Genomic DNA, 20,183 nt, shown 5'->3' on the forward strand with positions numbered 1-20,183 from the left:
TCATAAATACGACGAAGCCGTCATAAATACGATAAATCTAACGCAAGAAATCGCAAGAACGATAAGGTCAAAAGAGCGGCAGAACCGCCCCGAAACCCTTACGACCTATAAACCGCCAAAGGAGTCTTGCCCTCTAATGCCAGCAACAAATTCGTCGTCGCCATTTCACACATCGCCTCTCGCGTCTCGTGCGTCGCCGAACCAATATGCGGCAAGGCCAATACCCTGGGATGCGTCCGTAAAGGAGAGTCAATAGGCAAAGGCTCGGTATCGAATACGTCCAGCCCCGCCGCCCGCAAGCTGCCGTGATCCAGCGCGTGCAGCAACGCCGCTTCCTGCACAATCGGCCCACGCGCACCATTGATCAGGATCGCGCCGGATTTCATCAGCGCAAACTCTTGCGGCCCGATCATGCCCCGCGTCTGCTCCGTCAACGGCAGCACCATCACCACGAAATCGGAATTAGCCAGCACCTCGTGCAGCGTTGCCGCTTTCGCCCGCCCCTCGGGCAGACCACTGGCAACGGGTGTGCGCGTGTGATAAAGCACAGGCATGTTAAAACCCATGGCAGCCCGTTGGGCCAAGGCCTGGCCGATACGGCCGTAGCCAAGAATGCCGAGCGTCTTGCCATGCACATCCCACCCATACAGCTCTTCCCCAACGCTGCGATCCCAGCGGCCATCCTGCACATATCGGGCCAGTTCTGCCACCCGGCGACTGGTAGTCAGCACCATGGCGAACAATAAATCGGCAACGGTCTCGGTCAGCACGCCTGGGGTATGGCATAGCGTAATGCCGCGACGCGCCAAAGCTTCTGGCGAGAATTTGTCGACGCCGACCGAAATACTGGAAATGACTTCCAAGCGCTCGGTCTTGGCCAATATGCTCTCGTCTATCAAATAGCTGGAACCAATCATGCCTTGCGCTTGCGGTAGCGCCGCCAAGAACGCATCCCGTTGCGCTGGGATCCGCGGATTGGCGATCACCACATCATGTTCGTGGCTGATGCGGGCGAGTTGGTCATCTGGCAATTGCCGATACACCAAAACCTGTTTGCGGCTCATATTCCAACCCGCCCCAATTCCTGACGCGTGGGCAAGCCTTCCGTGTCGCCTAAAACCTGCACCGCCCGCGCACCTATCCAGGATCCACGCTCGACAGCCTCACGCAAAGGCAGGCCTTCCAGCAAGGCACTGATGACGCCGACGGCAAAGCCATCTCCGGCCCCTACGGTATCCAATACCTTTTCAACCGGGCATCCGGCAACGTAAGCCTGCTCTTGCCCGTTATCAAAGTAGGCGCCCTCGGCACCCAGCTTGACCACGACCAGCTTCGCGCCATGATCGCGATAAAAGGCCGCAATCATTTCGGGGGTTTGGGCCCCTGTCAGCAAGCGCCCTTCTTCTATCCCTGGAAACACCCAGTCTGCGCCAAAGGCTAATGCATTGATCGCCTCTCGCATACGTTCCGTTGACGACCATAAAGTCGGACGCAAATTGGGGTCGAATGACACTGTCTTGCCGGCCGCGCGCATTAAAGACATGGTCCTGCGCTGCACCTCATAGCAATTGTCTGAAATCGCCGCAAACACGCCGGTGCTGTGCAAATGCCGGGCGCTTAACAGCCAAGGCTCATCGATATCCGATAGCTGCATTTGACTGGCGGCGGACCCCTTGCGGTGGTATTCGATAGGCGGGTCGCTGCCGTCGGTAACCTGCCCCTTGAACTGCATGGCCGTCCTCTGCGCCGGGTCGCTGATTACATGCGAGCAATCGATGCCCTCGCGCACCATTTCGGCGAGCAGATAGCGCCCCATCGAGTCAGCGCCCAAACGACTGGCCCAACCAACTTTCAGGCCCAAACGGGCCAAGCCGATGGCTACATTGGTCTCGGCGCCGGCCGTACGCTTGTGGAAAGCCTGCGCCTGCTCCAACGGCCCGGGCCGGTCGGCCACGAGCATCATCATGGCTTCCCCGAAGGTTACAACGTCCAGCATAGCGCTCATGATTTTTCCTTCAGATTACGCAATTCATCAATAGCCGCGCGGGTCACAGACAACAGGTCATCGCCCACCAGCGGATACTCGATGGCGCAAGGCAGGCTACGCGGCAATGTCCGCAATATGGCCCGCCAAGGCGCCACGGAATCCGTCAACGGAACGGCGACCCAACGCGCCGGTTGCCGCTGTACGCCCTTGCAATGCACATAGCGCACGCGTGCAGCAAAGACCTGCGCTGCTTGCAGCGGGCATTCACCTTGCCAGTGCCAGTTGCCCATATCGAAGGTCATGCCCAGCGTCAGGCCGCTGGCATCCGCCTCGCTGAAGAACTGCTGCAGACAATCCAGCGTGCCGGCCGTCGCCGTCTGGTCGTTTTCGATCAGCAAACTGATGTTTTGCCCATCCAGGCGTTGCTTCATCGTATTCAGCTCTTCGGCATTAGCCGAAGAAAACGCCCCTATGGACATCTTCAAAACAGGCGCATTCAATGCGATGGCGCCCGCCAGGCCGCGTTCCAATGCCGGCAAATTCAAAGCACCCGTTTGATCCCACAGCATTTCAGGGCTGGAATACACGCATGCCATGCCCGCATCGCGCACTGCGGTCGCAAGTTCCGCCAACTCGTTGTTGCGCCCTTGCAGAAGCTCGCCGCGGATCTCGACACCATCGGCACCTGCGGCGTGGCACAGCTCCACGAACCAGCGCTGTCCATGCCGCCGCACCTCGCTTGCGCCAAAAGACGACAAGGAAATAATAATTTGATTAAACGAATTCATGATTCCGGAGAGGCCGCACGCTGGCGGCCCGCAGCAAACGAAGCAAGGCAAGAACGCCAAGCTCCGACATCGACACAGCAGGCGCCATGAGGGCGCCCTTGATACTAGGAATTAAGGATCTGACCCAGAAAACTGCGGGTTTTTTCGTTTTGAGGATTGCCGAAGAATTTTTCGGGCGATGCCTGCTCGATAATTTTTCCGTCCGCCATGAAAATGACCCTGTCGGCCACGCTGCGAGCAAACCCCATTTCGTGTGTGACACACAACATGGTCATGCCGTCTTCGGCCAAACCTATCATGGTGTCCAGCACTTCCTTGACCATTTCAGGGTCCAGCGCCGAAGTAGGCTCGTCGAACAGCATAATTTTGGGTGTCATGCACAGTGCCCGCGCAATAGCCACACGCTGCTGCTGCCCGCCGGATAACTGGCTGGGAAATTTGCGAGCCTGATCGGCTATGCGAACGCGCGTCAGATACTTCATGGCCAGGGATTCGGCTTCAGCCGCGCTAATGCCGCGCGACCGCATGGGGGCAAGCATACAGTTCTGCAACACGGTCATATGCGGAAACAGATTGAACTGCTGAAACACCATCCCCACTTCTTGACGGATCGCATCAATATTTTTGGCGTTGGCGGTCAGGTCAATGCCGTCGACCACAATTTTGCCTTGCTGTATCTTTTCCAGCCCGTTGATGCAACGGATCAGCGTCGATTTCCCCGACCCTGACGGGCCGCAGATAACGATACGTTCCCCTGCCGCAACGGTCAGGTCAATATCAGTCAGCGCGTGGAATTTTTCGTACCACTTGTTAAGGCCTTCGATCTCGATGATGGTTCCACCCTTGCGGGCGGAACTATCCGATTCATCGACAACAAGCGTAGTCTGTTTGTCAGTCATGATAAATCGCTAAGTGAATCAAGAGGCTTTCAGTTCGGGCAAAGGCGTGCCCAACCATTTTTCGAACAGCTTGCTGAATTCGCCGTCCTTGATGTTTTTATCAACCAGCTTGTTGACGGCTTCAAGGGTCTTGGGTTCGCCCGGACGCAAGGCAACCGCCATTTCTTGCTGCAGCAATACAAATTTGTTTTCGAAACGATCAGGTGCGCGCTTGGCGATCTGGGCGGCTACCGTGGTCGAGCAGCCAATGGCATCGACTTGACCAGACAACAAGGCCTGCATGGCTGACGCGTCGTCATCGAAGCGGCGAATGTTGGCATCTTTGGGAGCCACTTTGCTTACCGCGATGTCTTGCGTACTGGCGCGGGCTACGCCGATGCGCAGGCCGGACAGGTCTTCAGCCTTGGTGATCTTGGCATCTTTACCACCAAACACAACGATCTGGGCAGCCGAGTACGGATGCGAAAACTGCACTTGCTTGGCGCGCTCGGGCGTGATGGCCAGCGAGGCAATCAACATATCTACTTTGTTGGTCAACAAGTACGGAATACGATTAGGACCGGTCACACCAATGATATTCACCTTGACGCCCAAGTCTTTGGCCAACTGCCTGGCCACGTCGGCATCATAGCCATCGGGCTTGTTTTCTGCATTCAAGATGCCATACGGAGGGAAGTCGACAAGCATGCCTATCGTCAGTTCGCCCTTTTCCTTGATCTGGTCCAGGGTTTCGGCGCTGGCTGCCGTCGTACCCAAAGCCAGCGCTGCGCAGCTTGCCAACAATGTCGCGCCGACAAAAGAGCGCATTTTCTTGATTACGAACATATCGTGTCTCCAGGATTGAACTGCAACTTCAATAAAAACAGGGGGTTGGTATATGCAAACTTCTTCTAGCGTTGCAGCGACACTGCAAGGCGCCGTTCCATATAGGCGGCCAGCAACGACAAAGGCCAGCACAACAGGAAGTAAATGATCGCCACGACGGAAAACACCACCATGGGTTGAAAAGTGGCATTGTTGATGATTTGCCCGGCGCGGGTAAGTTCGGTAAAGCCGATAATGGCCGCCAGCGACGTCCCTTTGACAATCTGCACCATGTAGCCCACCGTGGGTGGCACCGCAATCTTCAAGGCTTGCGGCAACACGACGTCGCGCATTTTGTGGCGATACGACAGCCCCAAAGCCTCGGCCGCTTCCCATTGGCCGCGTGGAATCGCTTCGATACAGCCGCGCCAGATTTCGCCCAGGAACGCGCCGCTATTGAGCGTAAGGGCCACGGCAGCGGCCAGCCACGGGTTGATATCCAGGCCAATGACGGGTGCACCAAAGAACACCAGGAACAATTGCAGCAACAGCGGCGTCCCACGGAACAATTGGATAAAGCCAATTGACAGGGCGTGCGCTGTTTTGCTTTCAGAGGTTCGCGCCAGGGCGACAATAAGCCCGACGATGCCCCCGCCAATAAACGCCATGATGGACAACAAGACGGTCCATTGAGCAGCCTCAACGATGAACCAGAGATCGGAATAGCCAAAAGTACGCATTATCGACGGTCCGGATAATTAAGGCCCCACTGGTACATCAGTCGGAACAAGTAAGAAAAGGCCAGCGTCAACAAAAGATAGATGCCGGTAATAACAATATAAATTTCAAAGCTTCGGAAGGTTTCCGATTGCAGGTTGGCCGCCACTGAAGTCAGGTCGTCGGCTGAGATGACCGACACCACGCTGGAAGCCAGCATCAGCAAAATGAACTGACTGGTCAGGGCCGGATAAATGGCGCGCAAGGCGGGCTTTAACACCACAAAGCGGAATATCTCGATGCGCGACAGGTTTAGCGCCAGACCGGCTTCGATTTGCCCCTTGGGGATGGACTCGATCCCGGCGCGCACAATTTCAGTGGCATAAGCCCCCAGGTTGAACACCATGGCGACCAAAGCGGCGGTATAGGGTGACCAGCGCACGCCCACGGCCGGCAGCGCAAAGAAAAAGAAAAACAGCTGAACCAGGAATGGCGTATTGCGTATGACTTCAATATACGCATTGATCAGCCAGCGCAGCGGCGCCGGGCCAGCGGTTTTACCCCACGCGCACAGGATCGCGACGATCGACCCGAACACGATGGCCAGGAATGACAATTGGATCGTCATCCAGGTGCCGTGAAGCAGCAAAGGCCAGGCTTCGAATACCGGGCCAAATTGGAAGGAATAATTCACGTTAATTTTTAAACCTTAGGTATTGCTGGCGGATAAAAGCATACCGCGCCAGACACAAAACACCTACACAAACAAAGGTATCGTTTTCGATACCAAACAAGGACGCAAACTGGACATGAACCGCTGCACAGGGCGCCAGCGCTTATGAAACCGGTTTCACAGTTTAATGGCAAAGAGGCAAAATTATATCAGTAGTTACCCTAATCAATACAAGCCCAGCGCGCTTTAACGGCCTGGGGCCTACTGTTGCGAAGATCCGCGGACCCTCAGCAAGCCAGGCAGCAACGCTTTGCGCGCTGGCAAATCCGAACCTGCTATACGCTGCATCAGGCACTCGGCCGCCAAGCGGCCCAACTGGTCGGTAGGCTGGGAAATGGTGCTGATACCTGGTCCTACGTAAGGCGCCCACTCGGTGTCGTCAATCCCGATCAAGCCTATGTCCTTACCCAGCCGCCAGCCAAGCTGGGCAATGGCGGCAATAACGCGCAACGTGACTACCGCGTTGTTCGAAAGAATAGCCGGCGTAGTCGAGCGGGCATGCGCCCGAGCGCGTGCCGCTTGCAGCGCATCAATCAAGGCGCCCTGCTCGTCCGGCTGACTTTCCACGCACTGGCCATGCACCACGTCGCCCTTTTCACCGACAAACGTCTTGAAGGCGCTGACACGTTCCACGCGCGAACTCACGCCGCCCAGTGGCTCTGAGACCAGCAGTATTTCCTTGTAACCCTCGTCCAGCAAGTGCTGTGCGCCCAGGAAAATGGCTTGGTGGTTATCCAACGAAACGAAATCCACGTCCAGTCCATGATGCTGGCGATCGACCAGAACTATCGGTTTCCCCTGGCGCGCCGTTTCCAACAGGGCTCCCGCATCATGGCCCATGGTATTCAGAATGAATCCTTCTACCCTATACGACGATAACGCGTGTATGCCAGCGCTTTCGCGCTCGATTTCATTTCCAAGGTTAAACAGCATCAGCAGGTAACCAGCCTCTCGGCAGGCCTGTTCGGCGCCGCGCAAAACGGCTACCGAATAGGGGTTGGTAATGTCAGCCACCACCAAACCTATCAGGCGCGAACGCCCGCGCTTTAGCGCCTGAGCCATGGGGCTGGGCGTATAGCGCAGTTCGTCGATAGCAACCTCGACCCGCAAAGCGATTTCGGGGGAAAGCAAAGTCTCGCGATGATTCAGAAATCGCGAGACGGTGGCCTTTGATACACCCGCATGACGCGCGACATCGGCGATCGTACTGCGGACCGGATTTTTGATCATAGTTACTTTTAAATCTGGTGAAACAACTGCAAGCAATGCGGGCCATTGTAGCGGGCTATTGCTCCAATCTGAGCCAAGCACCGTTTAAACGATGGCTCTTCAATACCGTTTCAATAAACCGGTGGCCAGCTACACCATCGTCCACGCCGGGAAGGAAATCCGCAATAGCAGATTTGGGCCCGCCCGACTCAAGGGCCAATATTTGATCTGCAGCGTCACGATACAACTGCGCAAAGGCTTCAATGTAGCCCTCGGGATGTCCGGCCGGGATACGCGTGGCAGCCATGGCGGCGGGGCTTTCCGCACGGCCTCGAGTAATACGCTGCGCCGCCCCGCCTTGCGGGGTCAACCACAATACGTTTGGATCTTCTTGATTGAAGCGCAGTTGTGCAGTACTACCGTAGACACGAAGCGTCAACGCATTTTCGCAGCCCGTTGCCACCTGGCTTGCCCACAGCGTGCCGCGTGCACCATTGGCATAGCGCATCATGACTTGCACATGATCATCCAGCACACGGCCAGGCATGAAAGTATGCAGCTCTGCTGAAATTTCGCTAGGTTGCTGGCCGCTGACATAAGCAGCCAATTGATAGGCATGTATGCCCACGTCGCCCAGCGTACCCGCCGGGCCCGCAACGGCCGGGTTTTCACGCCACCCCCCATCTCCGGTCAAGGCCGCCGCATCGGCCCACCAGTCCTGGGAATACTCCACCTGCACCAACCGCAGTTCGCCAATGGCGCCTTGCGCGACCAGCGAACGAGCGTGGCGTATCAAGGGATAACCGGTATAAGTGTGAGTCAATACAAACAGCAAGCCGCTGCGCTGCGCAAGCGCTTGTAAAGCCAAGGCCTCATCCAATGACACCGTCAGAGGCTTATCGCAAATAATATGTATGCCTTCTTCCAGGAAAGCTTTGGCAATGCGCGCATGCAGATGATTAGGGGTGACAATGGACACCGCTTCGATACCGCCCTGCCCGCTGCGTCGTAATGCGCCTTCGCGTTGCGCCATTTCCTGCCAGTCGGCATAGCTGCGTTCTGAGGCTATGCCGATATCACCGGCACTCGCCGCTGCCCTGTCCGGATCGCTGGACAACGCCCCCGCCACCAAGTCGTAGCGGTCATCCAGGCGTGCCGCCATGCGATGCACGGCGCCAATGAATGCACCGCGACCGCCCCCCACCATGCCAAGTTTTATACGCCTATGCATTGCGGTCATTCCTTAGCTAATTCCAAGAATTTTTCTATGCTGGTCTTGCGGCATTGTGCTTTTGGCGAAATCGTCAAAAGCATGGTCGGCCACCTGAATAATATGCCTGGTGATAAACGGCGCGCCTTCTGCCGCACCCTGCTCGGGGTGCTTGATGCAGCACTCCCATTCCAGCACCGCCCAGCCTGCATAGTCGTACTGCGCCATCTTGGAGAAAATCGATCCGAAATCAACCTGGCCGTCCCCTAAAGAACGGAAACGCCCGGCGCGGTCTTGCCAGTCGGCAAAACCGCCATACACGCCCTGTCGCCCAGTGGGCCTGAATTCGGCATCCTTGACATGAAAGGATGTGATGCGTTCGTGATAGATATCGATAAACGCCAGATAGTCGAGTTGCTGCAATACAAAGTGACTGGGGTCGTACAGGATATTGGCGCGGGCATGCCCGCCCACCGCATCCAGAAATCGTTCAAAGCTTAGTCCGTCGTGCAAGTCTTCACCTGGATGAAGCTCGTAGCTTACGTCCACACCTGCGGCATCAAACGCATCCAGTATCGGCCGCCAGCGCCGCGCCAGTTCGGCGAACGCGGTTTCAACCAGCCCTGCCGGGCGTTGCGGCCAGGGGTACAAGTAAGGCCAGGCCAACGCACCGGAAAACGTAGCATGCGCTGTCAGCCCCAGTCGTTGCGAAGCGCGTGCCGCCAGCAGCAACTGGTCGTGCGCCCATTGGGTGCGAGCAGCCGGATTCCCGCGTACTTCAGGCGCGGCGAAACCATCGAACAGCGTATCGTACGCAGGATGAACCGCCAATAGCTGCCCTTGCAAATGCGTAGAGAGTTCAGTGATGGCCACGCCATGTTCAGCCAGCATCCCGCTGATATCGTCACAATATGACTGACTATCGGCGGCCTGCTGAATATCGAACATGGCGGGATCGCTGGTTGGTATTTGCACGCCTTTATAGCCCAGGCTGCTGGCCCAGCGGGCAAGACCTTCCAGGCTATCGAAGGGCGGCACCTTGCCGGCAAATTGTGCCAGGAAAATTCCCGGCCCCTTAATGGTTTTCATAGCAGCACTTAGAAAGGAGAGTCAGGGAAATAAAAATCCTTGGCGTTTTCCTTGGTAATCAACACCGAAGGAATAATCGTGTTGGCTGGCAGTTGTTCACCTTTAAGACGGGCCTCGGCGGTCAGCTTGATGGCGTCGTAGATAAACTTGGGCGAATAGGAAACATCAGCCTGGATAAGAGGATTACTGCCATCGATAATGGTTTTGACCATACCCTTGGCGCCGGCCCCGCCGAAGACCTCCTTGATATCGGTACGCTTAGCCTGTTCAATCGCTTTCAGCACACCGAACGCCATGTCATCGTCGGCTGCCCAAACGGCGTCGATATGCTTGAAGCGCGTCAAGTAGTCTTGCATGACCTTGAAAGCATCGTCGCGATTCCAGTTGCCATAGCGCGCATCAAGCAATTTGATATCGGGATATTTTTTAATAACTGCGTTAAATGCGTCCATACGCTCGTTATCCAGCGTTGTGGCAATGCCCCGCAAAGCCACGATATTGCCCTTGCCGTTCATCTGTTTTACCAGGTACTCGGCAGGCAGACGCCCAAATGCCGTGTTGTCGCCCGATACATAGGCATCTTGCGCGCTGGTATCGGTCAACCCCCTATCCACCACCGTGACATACACCCCCTTCTTTTTGAGTTGTGCCACAGGCTGGGTCAGCGAAGCGGACTCGAAAGGCATAATCACCAGGGCGTTGATCTTGTTGACGGTAAGCAGGTCCTGCAGTTGGTTGGCCTGCTGGGGCGCGCCGCTGGACGTCTTGACTATCACTTTCAAATCGGGATGCGCTTTCTCGAGCTCGGCCTTGGCCTGGTTGGACCACCACACTACACCTGCCGTAAAACTATGCGTCGCCGCCGGTATAGACACGCCCAGATTAACTTTCTGTTGGGCCATCGCACCGCAGGACATGCCCACGGCGGCTACTGCCGACAGTGCGACAGCCAATTTTCGTATCGTGAATTTCATTGTTGTCTCCAGATTTGATACATCGAAAGCCGCAACCAACTGTTGCGATAAACCAATAACACTATGAACGCCGGCGCTGCAGGAAAGCCACAATAATGATGACAAAGCCTTGCACGGCTGCATTCAGGTAAACGCTGATGATGCTGGTCAGATTCAGGATATTGCCGATAACGGAAAGCAGGATCGCCCCTACTACCGTACCTGTCATCGTGCCCGCACCGCCCTTAAGCGCGGTGCCGCCCACAATGACAGCCGCGATGGCTTCCAGCTCCCACAACAACCCCGTAGTCGGGCTGGCCGAACCCAGACGCGGCACATACAACACCGTTGCTATACCCACGCACATACCCAGCAGCACATACGTAAGGGTTTTGGTCAGATCGACATTCACAGCGGCGTAACGCGCCACCTGCTCATTGGAGCCAATCGCCTGCACATAGCGCCCGAAGGTCGTTCGATTCAATACCAGGCCGCCCAGCAGAGCAATGGCGACAAAAACCCAAACGGGTATTGGTATTCCTAGCAGGCTGCCGTAATACACCGGGCTGTATGCGTCTGACACGGCCATATCCAGCGTAATCGCGCCGCCATCCGATAAATAGGTAAGGTACGCACGAAAAATACCCAAGGTCCCCAGCGTGACAATAAAGGGCTCGATACGTCCGCGCGTGATCAGCAAGCCATGCGCCAAACCCAACAAGGCGCCCAGCGCCAATGCAAAGCCCATTCCCAGTACGATCACCCATATTGGCGATGCTATTGCACCCATCAACGCGTTCATGACCAGGATCATGCTGCCTGCTATCAGCGCCGCCATGGACCCAACCGACAAGTCAATGCCGCCCGAGATGATGACGAAACACATGCCTACAGAAATAATGCCTATGAACGCGGTGCGCGTCAGCACATTCATAATGTTGTCGATATCGGCAAAGCTGCTGTTAAGCGCGGTGCCCGCAATACATAACAGCACCAGACCGACAATAGGGCCCAAGCCATGCAAGCGGCTACCCCACGTCGGCGTGGTGCGTCGAGCCAGCGCTATGCTGTCCGGCTGCGCCGTGGCAGGCGTTTCAGGCGACTTGGTGTGTTCCGGTTGCATGGGCAATCAGCTCCTTTTCGTTTAAATGGTCGGACGCAAGAACCGCCTGCATGCGGCCAGCACGCATCACCGCAACGCGATGGCATAAACCAATCAGTTCCATCAGTTCGGACGAAATGACGATGACCGCCAGGCCTTGCCGCGCCAAGTCCTGAATCAGAAAATAAATATCGCGCTTGGCGCCGACATCAACCCCGCGTGTAGGTTCGTCAAGAATGACAACACCGGGATCGGGCTGCAACACTTTAGCCAGCGCCAATTTCTGCTGATTGCCTCCCGACAACGCCGATGCCAGGTTGTCGGTGTTGCCCGTACGAATACCGAATTTTTTTATAGCGATATCCAGGGCGCCGCGTTCTGCCTGGCTGCTTAACAAGGGATGCGCATAACGCTCCAGCGCCATCAGCGTCACATTCTGGCGCATACCGAAAGCCAGCAAGATCCCCTTGCCCTTGCGGTCCTCGCTAAGATAGGTCAGCCCTTGCTTGGCTGCCTGCCGGGGATTGCGAATATGGCACTCTTTGCCGTTCAAGAGAACCTGGCCACCGCCGCGTTCCCGCAGCCCCATCAAGCCCTCGAACAGTTCGGTGCGTCCCGCCCCCACCAGGCCGCCAAAGCCCAGTATTTCACCGGGTCTGACAATGAAACTGATATCGGACGCCCATCCGGGCACGCTCATGCCACGAACCTCAAGCACCGGCGCCTCGTCGGAAGAAACCATAAGCTTGGGAGGATACAAATCAGCTAATTCTCTACCCACCATCAAATTGGCCATCTGCTGGCGCGACACGCTGGCAGTAGGCGCCCGGGTAATGTACTTGCCATCGCGCATTACGATGATGTCATCCGTTACTCGCTCGACCTCATCCAGCTTGTGCGATATATAAATAATCGTGACGCCGTTCTTGCGGAACTGTTCAATCAGGGAAAACAGCCTTTCCGTTTCACCCGGCGTCAAAGTGGCGGTCGGTTCGTCCATGACCAGCAGTCGCGCATTTTTTGCCAGAGCCTTGGCAATTTCCACAAGCTGCTTTTCAGCCACAATCAACTGACTAACCTTCGTGTCCGGACTGACCGCCAAGCCAACCTCACCCAACAAACGAGCAGCCTCACGGTTCATTGCCTTGCTATCCAGAAACCAACCCTGCTTTTTTTCATGTCCCAGGAATATGTTCTCGGCTATCGTCAAGTCGTCTGCCAGATTGATTTCCTGGTGAATCAAGACAATACCCGCGCGCTCGGCGTCTCGGGACGACGCAAAACGGCGAACCTCATCATTGACGAGAAGCTCGCCTTCAGACGGCTTTTCATAGCCGCACAGGATTTTCATCAGTGTCGATTTACCCGCGCCGTTTTCACCCAGCAAGCCATAAACACGCCCTTTCGCCAGATCGAAGCTGACACCATGCAAAACCCTGACAGCGCCAAAGTCCTTGCTAATGGACTGAAATCTGACCGAAAGACTCATCAGGCACTCTCCCTTAACACCAGCCTATGCGGCAACACTACGCCTGTAACCGGCGTAGTGGCATCGTCGAGCTGCTTAAGCAATAAATAAGCGGCTTGTTCGCCCAAGGCCCGCATGGGCTGCCTTACGGTGCTTAGGGCGGGACAAGTCTGCTCAGCCAGCGCGATGTCGTCAAACCCCATCACGGCCATATCGCCGGGAATCTGCAAACCCGCTACCTGCAGTCCCCTCATAACGCCGATTGCCAGCGTATCGGAAACAGCAAACACTGCGCTGGGCCGCTTTGCAAGTGCCATCAGCATATCTGCCGCCTTCCTGCCTGCTGAAAAATTCAAGCTATCGACTTCGAGGCAGTAATCGCTATTCAGCTCAATGCCCGCCTGCGCCAGCGCATCGGCATAGCCACACAAGCGTTCGCGTGCATACATGAAGCGTGTGTCTGAATTAACAAAGGCGATACGTGTATGCCCCTGACTGATCAGATAAGAAGTCGCCTCATGGGCCGCCGCGCGGTTGTCTATGCCCACATAAGGCACGGCAACGCTGCTATCGAATTCACAGCATGCTACCCACGGAAAGCCTATCCCATGGCTATGCAAAGCTTGCTGCACCGTATCGGGATCCAGGCAAATCGCGCCATCGGCGCGGCGCGCTTCAAGCAAGTCGAAATAACGACGTTCACGGTTAGCATCCCCGCCTGTTTCGCATAACAATAAGGAATAGCCGTTATCCTGCAAAACGCTATCAATGCCTTGGACAATTTCCGCATAAAAGGGGTTGCCAATGTCGGGCACCATGGTCAGCAACAAACGGCTTTCATCGGTGCGCAAACTGCGCGCCAACTGGTTGACCCGATAGCCCATGGCCTGAACCGAAGCCGCTACACGAGCACGCGTAAGTTCTTTGACCGCCTGATTACCATTAAGCACCCGCGACACCGTTGCCACGGACACGCCTGCGTGCTTGGCCACTTGGGCAATGGATACGGCACTGCGCATCAAAACATCCTTGCATCTAAGAAATGTAATCGATTACATTATTTCACTCACCTATCCAGCTTTCAATTAAGGACTTACCCTTAAGTTAGGCAGGCTTTACAAGCGGACTAACATGTAGCTTAATTACAAGGATGGCATCATCCACCGCATAGGTGCTTACTGATAACAAAAGGAAAGCTCGCTCATGGCGACAACACCCGCGTTTGATATCGTTTTTTTCGGAGGTACCGGCGACCTTGCCGTGCGCAAGCTGATTCCGGCGCTGTACCAGGCTCATAAAGCGGGTACGCTGCATCCGGAAGGCCGTATCTTCGCCTTGGGCCGCAAGCCTATCGGCATCGACGGCTACCTGAAGGTACTAGAGCAACGCGTCAAACCCGCCCTTGGCGCCAGCTACGACGATGCCGCGTGGAACGGCTTTATTCAGCGCCTGAATTTTCACACGCTGGACGCAAACAACGCCACCGACTACCAAGCCCTGGCCCAGACTATCGGCAACTCGCCGGACCGCATCACGGTGTGTTACCTGGCTACAGCGCCGGACTTGTTCACCATCATCTGCCAGCACCTGGCCCAGGTCGGCCTGAACCATCCCTGCGTGCGCGTGGTGCTTGAGAAACCGCTGGGGCACGACCTGACGTCCTCAAACACCATCAACGAAGCCGTAGGGCAGTACTTCACGGAAAATCAGATCTACCGCATCGACCACTACCTGGGTAAAGAGTCCGTACAGAACCTGATGGCAATCCGTTTCAGCAACACCTTGTTCGAACCTTTGTGGCGCCGCGAATGGATAGACAACATACAAATCACTATCGCAGAAGAGCTGGGTGTCGAGGAACGCGGCGAATTCTATGACCGCACCGGCGCCCTGCGGGATATGCTTCAAAGCCATTTGCTTCAGTTGTTGTGCATTGTGGCAATGGAGCCGCCCGCCAGCCTGTCCGAAGACGCCATACGCGACGAAAAGCTTAAGGTGCTTAAATCCCTGAAGCCATTCAGCACCGAAGATGTCCTGGCTAAAAGCGTGCGCGGCCAATACCGTAGCGGCGCCATCAACGGTGCGCCAGTCGTGGCATATCGGGAAGAAAACCATGTCGCCCCCGATAGCAACACTGAAACTTTCGTGGCATTACAAGCCGAAGTTGCCAATTGGCGTTGGGCCGGCGTGCCGTTTTTCCTGCGCACCGGCAAACGCATGCCAGAGCGTGTCGCAGAAATCGTCATCAATTTCCGTGACGTCCCACATGCGTTATTTCCCATGCCCTTGGGCGTGCATTCCGCAAACCGCCTGGTCATACGGCTGCAACCCAAAGAAAGCGTGCGCCTATACTTTCTGGCCAAAGAGCCCGGCGACGCCATGAACCTGCAGCCCACCTATTTGAATCTGGATTTCCACACCATGTTCAAGGCGCGCTGGGCTGACGCCTACGAGCGTTTGCTGCTGGATGTCATACGCGGCAGGCTGGCGCTATTCATGCGTCGCGACGAACAGGCGCAAGCCTGGACGTGGGTTGAACCCATACTGGATTGCTGGGGCAAATACGCGTCCGCACCGAAAACCTATACTGCGGGAAGCTGGGGTCCTGCGGCATCCAGCGCGCTGGCATCCCGGGCCGGATGCTTGTGGCACGAGGAAACCTGATATGTGGCACGCATTCGATGAACAAGAAACCTATCTGGCCGAACTGACAGACCATATAACGGCCCGTCTGCGCCACACCGTACAGGATCAGGGCTACGCCGGCTTTGCCGTCTCGGGCGGGAAGTCCCCCATCCCCTTGTTCCAACGGTTAAGCCAGGCCGACATTCCCTGGGAAAAAATCCATATTACGCTGGTCGACGAGCGCTTCGTTTCACCCACCGATCCCGATAGCAACGAATACCTGGTGCGCCAGCACTTGTTGGCGAATCGCGCCAGCAAGGCTCAATTCACCGGGCTGGTCAGCCACCCCGCCGACATCGCAAAGTGCGTGCAACAGGCTAATAGCCAAAACCATGACATTACCCTTGCCCTATTAGGCATGGGGGACGACGGCCACACCGCATCCTTGTTTCCGGGCGCGCCGCAATTGGCCCAGGCACTGGACACCAGCCGCCCAGAACGCTACGTGCAAATCAACCCGCCCGCAGCGCCCTACGAAAGAATAAGCATGACGCTTGCCGCCATCCTGAAAGCGCAACATTTGGTGCTTGCCATCGCGGGACAACACAAGCACGACATCTACCAACAAGCCTCAAGGCAGGCGACGCCCACCCTGCCGGTCAGCTACCTTATCGCACAAACGGGAGCGCCCCTGGATGTCTACTGGCACGCTTGAACACCTCCCCCATCTGGTCGCCGATATCGGCGGCACACACGCACGCTTTGCTTTGTGTACGTCGGTGCATGATATTGACAAGATCAGCGTCATGGCCGTGGCAGACTTTCCCACGATCGTCCAGGCAATCACACATTACCTGCACAGCATCGGCGATCCAACCGTAACCCACGCCGTCATCGGCATCGCCAATCCGATATTGGGCGATCATATAAAAATGACCAACTTCCCGTGGGAGTTTTCCATCGAGGCGACACGTAAAGCATTGGGGCTCAAGAAGCTCCATGTCATCAATGACTTTACCGCCCTTGCCCTGTCCCTGCCTTACCTGCCTGCAAATGAACTCCGCGCCATTGGCGGCGGCCAGGCAGTGCCGGGTACACCCTTAGGGCTGCTGGGCCCGGGCACAGGCCTGGGCGTCTCCGCGCTGATTCCTGGTGCAAAGGGAAGCTGGACGCCGCTTGCCGCTGAAGGCGGTCATGTGAGTTTCGCTCCTTGCGACGAGCGCGAGCAGTTGCTGTGGCAGCAGGCTCGCAAAGAACATAGCCATGTGTCCATGGAACGCCTGGTATCCGGTTCGGGCCTGCAATTCATTTACCGCGAGCTGTGCCGGCAGGCAGGGAACGATGCGCGGGACTATTCTCCGGCAGACATCACCGAACGCGCCATGGCCGATCGCGACAGGCACTGCCGCGACGCCCTGGACACCTTCTGCGCCATCCTGGGCACCGCGGCCAGCAATCTTGCCGTTACCCTCGGCGCACGCGGGGGCATTTATATCGGCGGCGGCATCATCCCGAAGTTGGGCGATTATTTTGCAACATCGCCGTTTCGAGCCCGCTTCAACGATAAAGGGCGGTTCTCAGACTACCTGGCCGCCATTCCCGTATGGGTCATCACCGGCCAATATCCTGCGCTTTTGGGCGCAGCCGCCCTCCTGGACACCTACCCCGATGAATAAACCCATGTTGGCACAGATTGAACAACGGCTTCCCAGCCTTAGCACAGCCGAAAGCAAAGTCGCACAACTTATTCTTGCGCAAACCCATGCCATCGCCAAATCGGCGCTGGGTGATGTTGCGCAATTGGCCAAGGTCAGCGAGCCCACTGTCATCCGGTTTTGCCGCTCTATGGGATACGACGGCTGGCCTGACTTCAAGATCAAACTGGCTGCCAGCTTGATGGTTGGCGTACCTTACGTGCACTCGTCGCTAAGCGCCAGCGATGGCACCGCCGCCCTTGCCGCGAAAGTACTGGACAATGCCGTGTCGGCCTTGCTGCGGGTCCGCAACGACATCAATGCCGATCGCCTGGATGACGCGATCAGCCTGCTGGATAACGCCCGACGCATTGAGTTCTATGGCGTCGGAAACTCCGGTATCGTAGCCGCCGACGCCCAGCATAAATTCTTTCGCTTTGATGTCTCGACAGTGGCGTATTCCGATACCCACACCCAACTGATGGCGGCGTCGCTGTTGGGGCCCAACGATGTACTGGTCGCCATTTCACACTCGGGGCGATCCAGGGAATTGCTGGATGCGGTCAAGCTGGCGCTGGACAATAATTGTCCTGTCGTGGCGATTACCGCCTCTAATACGCCCTTGGCGCAGCTGGCTACTGTGATGCTGCGCGCCGACACACAGGAAGACACTGCTATCTACAGTCCCATGATTTCCCGATTGGTGCACCTGGCGCTGATCGATGTGCTGGCTTTAGGCCTTGCGCTAAAGCGCGGCCACGACGTCAGCCGGGTGCTGGAAAAAACGAAACAAAGCCTGCGCGACCGCCGACAGGCCTGAACTATGGAAACAGCCGCTATGCCCGATGCCATTCCGCGTGAAACACTACGCGACTTTATAGTTGGCTTGCCCAAGGCCGAACTACACCTGCACATCGAAGGTTCGCTTGAACCCGAACTGCTGTTCGATCTGGCGAAACGCAACGATATTGCCCTGTCCTATGCAACCGTAGACGAGCTGCGCGACGCCTATGCATTCAATGACTTGCAATCCTTCCTGGATATCTATTACGCCGGCGCCAGCGTACTGATTACCGAACGCGATTTCTACGATATGACCATGGCCTACTTGCGCCGGGCTCACGCCGACGGCGTGGTTCATACGGAAATCATGTTCGACCCGCAAACGCACACCGCACGCGGCATTGCCATGGAAACCGTATTCGCCGGCATAGCAAGCGCGCTGCGCGAGGCCCGCGCCTCTCTCGGCATCAGCGCCTACCTGATCTTAAGCTTCCTGCGCCACTTATCCGAAGAGGAGGCCTTTGCCACGCTGACGGCTGCCCTGCCCCTGCGCGAGCAATATCAAGATCTGTGGATAGCCGTAGGCCTGGATTCCGCCGAACACGGCAATCCACCCGAAAAATTCGCCCGCGTTTTTGCCCGTTGCCAGGCTCTTGGATTCAGGCTGGTGGCCCACGCCGGGGAAGAAGGCCCGCCCAGCTATGTGCGCGATGCGCTGGATATGCTGCATGTTGATCGGATTGACCACGGGGTACGCAGCGAAGAAGATCCTGCACTGCTCCAACGCCTGATCCGCGATCAAATCCCCTTGACCGTTTGCCCGCTCTCCAATCTTAAATTGTGTGTGGTCGACGACATGCACGACCACAATATTGCCCGGATGCTACGTAGCGGCGTCATGGTTACCATCAACTCCGACGACCCCGCCTATTTCGGCGGTTATGTGGCCGACAACTATATCGCCTGTGCAGAAGCGCTGAAGTTAAGCCGGCCGGAATTAAACACGTTGGCGAAAAACAGCATCAACGCATCGTTTTTGCCGGAAGTGGAAAAACAGCGGCACTTGAACCGCTTGATGGCAATGGCTTGATCGGCCGACCGACCAATGCAAAAAGCCCACCTTGCGGTGGGCTTTTTTTAAACCAAGGAAGTTATTTAGATAACTTCGATCGATTTGGCTTGAGGACCTTTTTGGCCTTCGGCAGCGACGAAAGAAACGCGTTGGTTTTCTTCGAGCGACTTAAAGCCGGTGCCGACGATGTCGGTGTGGTGCGCGAACAAGTCCTTGCCACCCGATTCAGGCTTGATGAAACCAAAGCCCTTTTCGTTGTTGAACCACTTTACAATACCAGTTTCTGTTTGCATTTTTTGCAATCCCTAAAAAGACGAGCGATATGCTCTATAGAAGACTGTCAAGGTGTAGAGATTTGAGCAAAAAAGTACTGTTTCCTGGTACTTCAGTTGTACTAACTTCAACGAACTTGAAAATCTAACCATTAATAGTACGTCGCGGCCTATACCACAGTCAACACATTATTTCATATGAAAAAATTACTGCGCGACTTTTATAGCAGAAAAACCACACTGGTCGCCCAGGATCTGCTGGGGAAATTGCTGGTTCACCGCGTCGGCGACATTGAACACATAGGGAAAATCGTCGAAGTCGAGGCTTACTTGGGGCCCATCGACTTGGCTGCTCACTCCTCAAAAGGCGTTACGCCACGCACGAAAATCATGTTCGGGCCGCCCGGCTATGCCTATGTCTATCTTATTTATGGCATGCATCACTGCATGAACGTCGTCACCGAACCCGACGGCACGGGTACAGCAGTACTGCTACGCGCACTCGAACCCATTGCCAACATGGCGCACACTAGCAACGGGCCCGGACGGCTTTGCAAGGCAATGGGTGTAGACCGCAGCCATTACGGCCACGATCTGTGCAGCGATGATTTTTATATTGCCGAGACTTGCGAGCAAGACGCCTTTAATATTGTGGCGCGTCCCCGGATTGGCGTGGACTATGCCGGCGAATGGGCCAGCAAACCATTACGCTTCTATATAGAAGGCAACCGTTATGTGTCAAAGAAATAGTCAAAGGACTGATAGGCCATCACACAAC

At 56.1% G+C, this 20,183-nt stretch carries 21 protein-coding genes; 6 read left to right on the forward strand and 15 right to left on the reverse strand.

Going from position 1 to position 20,183, the window contains the following annotated elements:
• Positions 1 to 98 precede the first annotated feature (98 nt).
• From ABWO67_RS09900 to ABWO67_RS09965, 14 genes are all read right to left on the reverse strand, one after another.
• A complete protein-coding gene (locus ABWO67_RS09900; protein WP_353151080.1) occupies positions 99 to 1,064 on the reverse strand; it encodes a 2-hydroxyacid dehydrogenase in 966 nt (321 codons plus the stop codon).
• Complete coding sequence (locus ABWO67_RS09905) at positions 1,061 to 2,005, reverse strand: sugar kinase (RefSeq protein WP_353151083.1); 945 nt, start codon at positions 2,003 to 2,005, stop codon at positions 1,061 to 1,063. The genes ABWO67_RS09900 and ABWO67_RS09905 overlap by 4 nt, the downstream gene beginning before the upstream one ends.
• Positions 2,002 to 2,775 (reverse strand): sugar phosphate isomerase/epimerase family protein, encoded by a 774-nt coding sequence (locus ABWO67_RS09910; RefSeq protein ID WP_353151086.1) that lies wholly within the window; start codon positions 2,773 to 2,775, stop codon positions 2,002 to 2,004. The genes ABWO67_RS09905 and ABWO67_RS09910 overlap by 4 nt, the downstream gene beginning before the upstream one ends.
• A gap of 104 nt (positions 2,776 to 2,879) precedes the next feature.
• Entirely contained in the window at positions 2,880 to 3,674 is a 795-nt protein-coding gene (locus tag ABWO67_RS09915) for an amino acid ABC transporter ATP-binding protein (RefSeq protein WP_353151089.1), read from the reverse strand.
• A gap of 18 nt (positions 3,675 to 3,692) precedes the next feature.
• Entirely contained in the window at positions 3,693 to 4,499 is an 807-nt protein-coding gene (locus ABWO67_RS09920; RefSeq protein WP_353151092.1) for a transporter substrate-binding domain-containing protein, read from the reverse strand.
• A gap of 65 nt (positions 4,500 to 4,564) precedes the next feature.
• Positions 4,565 to 5,218 (reverse strand): amino acid ABC transporter permease, encoded by a 654-nt coding sequence (locus ABWO67_RS09925; RefSeq protein WP_353151094.1) that lies wholly within the window; start codon positions 5,216 to 5,218, stop codon positions 4,565 to 4,567.
• Complete coding sequence (locus ABWO67_RS09930) at positions 5,218 to 5,889, reverse strand: amino acid ABC transporter permease (protein ID WP_353151096.1); 672 nt, start codon at positions 5,887 to 5,889, stop codon at positions 5,218 to 5,220. Before ABWO67_RS09930 ends, ABWO67_RS09925 begins: the two co-directional genes overlap by 1 nt.
• Before the next feature lie 240 nt (positions 5,890 to 6,129).
• Complete coding sequence (locus tag ABWO67_RS09935) at positions 6,130 to 7,158, reverse strand: LacI family DNA-binding transcriptional regulator (protein WP_353151099.1); 1,029 nt, start codon at positions 7,156 to 7,158, stop codon at positions 6,130 to 6,132.
• Positions 7,159 to 7,213: 55 nt separating this feature from the next.
• Entirely contained in the window at positions 7,214 to 8,368 is a 1,155-nt protein-coding gene (locus tag ABWO67_RS09940; protein ID WP_353151101.1) for a Gfo/Idh/MocA family protein, read from the reverse strand.
• Between the two features lie 12 nt (positions 8,369 to 8,380).
• Positions 8,381 to 9,436 carry a sugar phosphate isomerase/epimerase family protein gene (locus ABWO67_RS09945; RefSeq protein ID WP_353151104.1) on the reverse strand — a complete coding sequence of 352 codons (1,056 nt, stop codon included), beginning with the start codon at positions 9,434 to 9,436 and terminating at the stop codon, positions 8,381 to 8,383.
• 8 nt (positions 9,437 to 9,444) lie between these two features.
• Positions 9,445 to 10,353: a substrate-binding domain-containing protein gene (locus ABWO67_RS09950; RefSeq protein WP_502929994.1), complete on the reverse strand. Its 909-nt coding sequence runs from the start codon at positions 10,351 to 10,353 to the stop codon at positions 9,445 to 9,447.
• 118 nt (positions 10,354 to 10,471) lie between these two features.
• A complete protein-coding gene (locus tag ABWO67_RS09955) occupies positions 10,472 to 11,512 on the reverse strand; it encodes an ABC transporter permease (RefSeq protein WP_353151110.1) in 1,041 nt (346 codons plus the stop codon).
• Positions 11,484 to 12,980 carry a sugar ABC transporter ATP-binding protein gene (locus ABWO67_RS09960; RefSeq protein ID WP_353151113.1) on the reverse strand — a complete coding sequence of 499 codons (1,497 nt, stop codon included), beginning with the start codon at positions 12,978 to 12,980 and terminating at the stop codon, positions 11,484 to 11,486. Before ABWO67_RS09960 ends, ABWO67_RS09955 begins: the two co-directional genes overlap by 29 nt.
• Positions 12,980 to 13,978 (reverse strand): LacI family DNA-binding transcriptional regulator, encoded by a 999-nt coding sequence (locus tag ABWO67_RS09965; protein WP_353151116.1) that lies wholly within the window; start codon positions 13,976 to 13,978, stop codon positions 12,980 to 12,982. Before ABWO67_RS09965 ends, ABWO67_RS09960 begins: the two co-directional genes overlap by 1 nt.
• 184 nt (positions 13,979 to 14,162) lie before the next feature.
• On the opposite strand from ABWO67_RS09965, the gene zwf reads away from it, so the two are divergent.
• From zwf to ABWO67_RS09990, 5 genes are read left to right on the forward strand one after another with little or no spacing between them, the layout of a single operon-like run.
• Entirely contained in the window at positions 14,163 to 15,623 is a 1,461-nt protein-coding gene (gene zwf / locus ABWO67_RS09970; RefSeq protein ID WP_353151119.1) for a glucose-6-phosphate dehydrogenase, read from the forward strand.
• A 1-nt stretch (position 15,624) separates the two neighbouring features.
• Complete coding sequence (gene pgl / locus ABWO67_RS09975; RefSeq protein ID WP_353151122.1) at positions 15,625 to 16,299, forward strand: 6-phosphogluconolactonase; 675 nt, start codon at positions 15,625 to 15,627, stop codon at positions 16,297 to 16,299.
• Positions 16,280 to 17,260, forward strand: a complete 981-nt coding sequence (locus tag ABWO67_RS09980) for a glucokinase (protein WP_353151125.1) — start codon at positions 16,280 to 16,282, stop codon at positions 17,258 to 17,260. The genes pgl and ABWO67_RS09980 overlap by 20 nt, the downstream gene beginning before the upstream one ends.
• A complete protein-coding gene (locus ABWO67_RS09985; protein ID WP_353151128.1) occupies positions 17,253 to 18,098 on the forward strand; it encodes an SIS domain-containing protein in 846 nt (281 codons plus the stop codon). The genes ABWO67_RS09980 and ABWO67_RS09985 overlap by 8 nt, the downstream gene beginning before the upstream one ends.
• A gap of 3 nt (positions 18,099 to 18,101) precedes the next feature.
• Positions 18,102 to 19,151, forward strand: coding sequence for an adenosine deaminase (locus ABWO67_RS09990; protein ID WP_353151131.1), 1,050 nt, complete (start codon positions 18,102 to 18,104; stop codon positions 19,149 to 19,151).
• A gap of 65 nt (positions 19,152 to 19,216) precedes the next feature.
• Here ABWO67_RS09990 and ABWO67_RS09995 read toward each other — a convergent pair whose 3' ends face one another.
• Positions 19,217 to 19,426: a cold-shock protein gene (locus tag ABWO67_RS09995; RefSeq protein ID WP_353151133.1), complete on the reverse strand. Its 210-nt coding sequence runs from the start codon at positions 19,424 to 19,426 to the stop codon at positions 19,217 to 19,219.
• A gap of 177 nt (positions 19,427 to 19,603) precedes the next feature.
• On the opposite strand from ABWO67_RS09995, the gene ABWO67_RS10000 reads away from it, so the two are divergent.
• Positions 19,604 to 20,155, forward strand: coding sequence for a DNA-3-methyladenine glycosylase (locus tag ABWO67_RS10000; protein WP_353151136.1), 552 nt, complete (start codon positions 19,604 to 19,606; stop codon positions 20,153 to 20,155).
• Positions 20,156 to 20,183: the final 28 nt, after the last annotated feature.

Origin of the sequence: Pollutimonas bauzanensis (genome assembly GCF_040393045.1) — a bacterium.
GTDB lineage: Bacteria > Pseudomonadota > Gammaproteobacteria > Burkholderiales > Burkholderiaceae_B > Pollutimonas > Pollutimonas bauzanensis_A.